At 51.1% G+C, this 4,253-nt stretch carries 4 protein-coding genes and 1 pseudogene; 2 read left to right on the plus strand and 3 right to left on the minus strand.

The features are described 5' to 3' along the window. The first annotated feature begins 647 nt into the window (after nucleotides 1-647). Nucleotides 648-1,091: a hypothetical protein gene (locus Q1B13_RS26575; protein WP_298938508.1), complete on the plus strand. Its 444-nt coding sequence runs from the start codon at nucleotides 648-650 to the stop codon at nucleotides 1,089-1,091. Here Q1B13_RS26575 and Q1B13_RS26580 read toward each other — a convergent pair. The 3 genes from Q1B13_RS26580 to Q1B13_RS26590 form a co-directional block, all read right to left on the minus strand. Further along, nucleotides 1,059-1,568, minus strand: a complete 510-nt coding sequence (locus tag Q1B13_RS26580) for a recombinase family protein (protein ID WP_298938511.1) — start codon at nucleotides 1,566-1,568, stop codon at nucleotides 1,059-1,061. The two genes, Q1B13_RS26575 and Q1B13_RS26580, sit on opposite strands and share 33 nt — an antisense overlap. Nucleotides 1,569-1,713: 145 nt before the next feature. Further along, on the minus strand, nucleotides 1,714-2,244 hold the full coding sequence (locus tag Q1B13_RS26585) for a hypothetical protein (protein ID WP_299085896.1): 531 nt from the start codon (nucleotides 2,242-2,244) through the stop codon (nucleotides 1,714-1,716). A gap of 173 nt (nucleotides 2,245-2,417) precedes the next feature. Next, complete coding sequence (locus Q1B13_RS26590) at nucleotides 2,418-3,311, minus strand: LysR family transcriptional regulator (protein WP_298938510.1); 894 nt, start codon at nucleotides 3,309-3,311, stop codon at nucleotides 2,418-2,420. Nucleotides 3,312-3,717: 406 nt separating this feature from the next. On the opposite strand from Q1B13_RS26590, the pseudogene Q1B13_RS26595 reads away from it, so the two are divergent. Next, nucleotides 3,718-3,906, plus strand: a pseudogene (locus tag Q1B13_RS26595) (transposase); the annotation flags it as partial. Between the last annotated feature and the right edge of the window lie 347 nt (nucleotides 3,907-4,253).

The raw sequence follows: 4,253 nt of genomic DNA on the forward strand, positions 1-4,253 counted from the left end.
CCGACGCTGCTTGACCATTTGTGCAGGTCTACAAGTCGTATGGTCCCCGCATCTGATGACGCGGCTTGAACCGCACCAGGTTTATGCTGCAGGCGAGACCGAGACATATCCAATAGTTGAGCTGAAAATATCTATCAACCGATACCCTGAGGTCTTGGCCGCTGTTATGAGGGCGATCCACTTTGCGCATCATTACGAAGAGCCGATGATGCACTAACAATCAACTTGGACCAGTCAGATGAGGCTGCTCAAGGTTTGGAGAGGCTTCCTGCAAGTCGTTCGTCAGAAGCGCAGCCATTAATAGGCAGGCTTTCGGATCGCCCATCAGCGATAGATATTGGCTATACTGCAATAGTACAACAGTATTGGCTTTCGATCCCAGTATACTCAGAATAAAGTGAGACCCCTTCGGGTGCAGCGTGACGCGGTGTGAGTGGGAATTTTTCTCTAGCCGAGCCACGCAACGCCGGAATTAATAAACCCAGGTTCAGAGCAAGAACGATAGTTGTTCTTACTCCTCCGGAAGCACTTGACGATCACGGGATGAGTTCGGTCTCACGGATGAACATGGACGCGTTCGTGTTTTTACCAGCGACTTCTGAGCCTCGGTCTCACCTGAAACAGTAGGAGAAAGTAAGGAGAAACACTTGGCTTATTGCAAATGGTCAGACAACAACGGCTATTGCGATGTCTATGTTAGCGGGGATTTGAAGCGCGGATGGACAACTCGCGTCGCTGCCAAACGATACCCCAAAGGACGACCCTTGGACGGGTTGGGCATGATCCAAAAAATGCTCACCGAACGAGACTTGGGCGACATGAGTGAGGCGGCTGACGCAGCACAAGCCAGATGCGAGGTTTGGGAAAAAGAATACCCAAAGATTCCTATCGCTCATAAGGACGCTGGAGCCAAGTTCAAACACACAAACCCGAGAGGCTGCGCCGTTAATCTAGAGCGGTTGAAGTTGGAAGGATTTGCAATTCCTCAGCGCGTTATCATCAAGCTTCGAGACGAAGCTGCTTGTTATGAGCAATGGGGTAATGATCTTCCTAACAGTTCACAACAAGGAGGGCGTTATGACGCAAGATGATTTGACCAAGATTTTTGAGGACTGTGAGAAGCTGCGAGCGATAGGCCATGTTTTTTTGCCACGCTCTCTGGCGGCTGCCAGGCCGGACTTTACACGTTCACTGATCAGATCGCGCTCAAACTGCGCGATCCCAGCCAGCATCGTAGCCGTCATGCGCCCGTGTGGCGTGTCCAATTGAAAAGTCAAACCGAACATTGCAACGACCGAGACTTTCAAACCCGAGAGCTTATTGAGGGAATCGAGTAAGTCTTGAGTGGAGCGCCCCCACCGGGAAAGCTCGGTGACCAACACGGCGTCTATTTTCCGGGCTTGAGCCAGTTCCATGATTTCTGATCGCTCCGCGCGGTTCGACTTGGTGCCTGACGCAGTTTCCTTGAAAACGTCAATGACATCATAACCGCCACGCTCCGCAAACTCGGCCAGCTCACGCAGCTGGCGTTCGCAGGACTGATCGGTTGTCGAAACCCGCGCATAGATCGCAGCTCGCTATCCCCTTTGAACCCCTTCAGATTTTCACCTTGCAAGTCATTGGATTTGTTGGCGTGACTATCGTCGTAAACAGACACTTGTTCAAATGGGATCTAGAAGGTCCAGGGTTGCGGTCAACCGTGGCTAGTGGACTTTACTTAGCAGACGCAAAAGGCGGATACTCTCGGACCAGGGTAACCAGCAGCAGGCCGACCAAAACGGCGTTCAGGATATGCCAAAGGAAATGGGTTCCAATGCCTGTCAGGTCACATACCGAATGATCAATTGTTCTCATGACAAGTGATAGCGAAAAGGCCATTGTCGCGAAAACGATCATTCGGCGTGCCGGGTGGCGGCGAAAGGTGGTTATCAGACTAAAGATGATCAACGCGACCAGGGCAGGAAGGTATTGCAAAGAACCATTAAGCCGGCCTGAACCGTGGTCATGACCATAGGTATCGGTCACAATATCGCCTGACGTGAACCAGAACACGGTTCCGGCAACGAATATTGCGATTGTGGCAATACGAACCGTTCTTTTGACGTCTTCACCTGTTGATCTGTAGATCACAACAAATACATAGAGCGCGACAAAACTCCAAATTGGAACAACATCGGCAAGTTCAGCGTAGCTGTTCGCAAAGGTGTGGAACAGGAATGAGCCTACTCCAATCAGAGCCGCCAAAACAAAAAGCGTAATTTCTCATATATCTGGTGCTAAGCCCTCTCGCTTCTGCGATACACGCCACGCTAAAATCGCAGCGATCACAAAACCAACATTGCTGATCGCGTTTATTGGTTCATTCCAAAAGCCAGGAGCAGTCCGTTCGCAATATAGGTCGATAAAAGCAATCGGCGTCATGACATACAGCATTCATCTACTGGCTTGCGCCTGGCCAGTTCTTGAATGAAACCCCTTACTTCGGGGCGCGAAGTTTGGTGGATATACCGAAGCGCAACCACGTGACGCTCAAAGTTGGCATCCTCAATGGTTAGTGAGGTAAACTCTTCGCTCCTTGGGATTGCCGTCTCGGGCAAGATCAAAAACCCCCTCCCCAACCGTACCAACTCCAGAAGCCAATCAACCCGGTTGGAACGGTAGGTGAAATTCATTGTGTTGCCACGATCAGCGCAAAAGCTGAACATGACTTCACGCATATCACTATCAACTCTGGTCAGCGCCTCGTTGCCCGCCAACACCTCCAAGTTCACGCTTTCCCTTTGGCTGAGCGGGTGTGTAGCGGAAACAACAGCGCGGTATGTTTCGCTGTATAGTGGCTCCGCCCGATAAAGCTCAGATGCAGCATCGGTATTTGTTATAGCGATATCAAAATGGCCTTCCCTAAGGCCGTTTAGAAGCGCATTTTGTTTGTCGACAATGATCTCAAAATTAATCTCCGGTGCCCGCGCCTGATGCCGCGTTACCGCGTCTGCTATCCTGGCCAACCCGAGCTCTTCATCAACTCCGACACTGATGGGAACACCTTCGAGACGAACATGACGTTTGGCATCTACCATCGCTTTTTGAGTTTTCTGCAACACTTCCTTTAAGCGCGGAAGAATGACTGCGCCTAGCGGCGTCAAAGTATTTCCGGCACGATCGCGCAAAAACACCTTACCGCCCAACTCGTCTTCCATCTTCTGGATGGCGGTCGTGAGCGAAGGTTGAGAAACGTTCTCGGCTTGCGCTGCATGAGTGAAGTTTCGATATTTAACAACTGCCAAAAAATATCGAATTTGATTCATTTCCATGAATTCTGTGCGCCTTCTCTTTGGCATAGCCACTAAAAGAATCGCACAAAAGATGGTCACATTAACAATAGTTATCGACTATATTCTAATAGAGTATCAATATTGGACTTCGAGCTCGACATAGTCTCCAAGGTGGTCAGGACAACTGGACACCCGGAGCCCCATGCCAAGTATTTGAGGATGAGTTGCTAACGCGGGGGGTGCTTGGTTGATATCATCATCTATCCCGATGCGGTCCATTCCTTCGATACAACGAACCCGCCGTTGCGGAAGTCGGGCTTCTAAGGTTTGTTTTGCGGGCGAGAGAAATGAACGGTGATACGAAATGGCAAAGCGGGACCTAGGGTCAGGACCCATTGATTTCCGCCTTACAGCGTGATTCACGGTTCAAAAACGAGCGGTGAACATGTCTGATCTTTTCTGGCTTACGGACGCGCAGATGGCGCGCTTGAAGCCCTTCTTCCCAAAGCCCCACGACAAGCCACGCGTAAATGGCCGGCATGTATTGAGCGGGATTATCTTCATCAATCGCAATGGGTTACGGTGGCGTAACGCGCCTGCTGCCTATGGCCCGCACAAGACGCTGTACAATCGTTGAAAACGGTGGAGCGATAGGGGTGTTTTTGCACAGATGATGGTCGGTCTGGCCGCTGAGCACGGCGAGTGGAGTGCCCCATCTGAACTGGTCCACCGTTATGTTTAGGAAACGGAGGACCGAAGCACGGTGAAGGTTTCGTCAAGGTTCAAAGGGCTTGTTCAGGCGTGTCGCGGAGAAAAGGCAGATGTTCGGCGTGGTCGTTGCGCTGCTCCGGAATTGCCTACTTGCTGACGTTCCAGTCCTCACAACGACCAGACACACCCCCTCAGAACACCACTTTGAGGCCTGCATTTGCACTCAGAGCGCTGGTATCACCGGCGTTGCTGAGCCCGGTGGCATAAGAG

Origin of the sequence: uncultured Ruegeria sp. (assembly GCF_947489545.1) — a bacterium.
Classification (GTDB): domain Bacteria; phylum Pseudomonadota; class Alphaproteobacteria; order Rhodobacterales; family Rhodobacteraceae; genus Ruegeria.

Coding starts and splice junctions, on each gene's coding strand:
- Q1B13_RS26590 (WP_298938510.1), bottom strand. CDS start 3,311: ATGGAAATGAATCAAATTCGATATTTTTTGGCAGTTGTTAAATATCGA.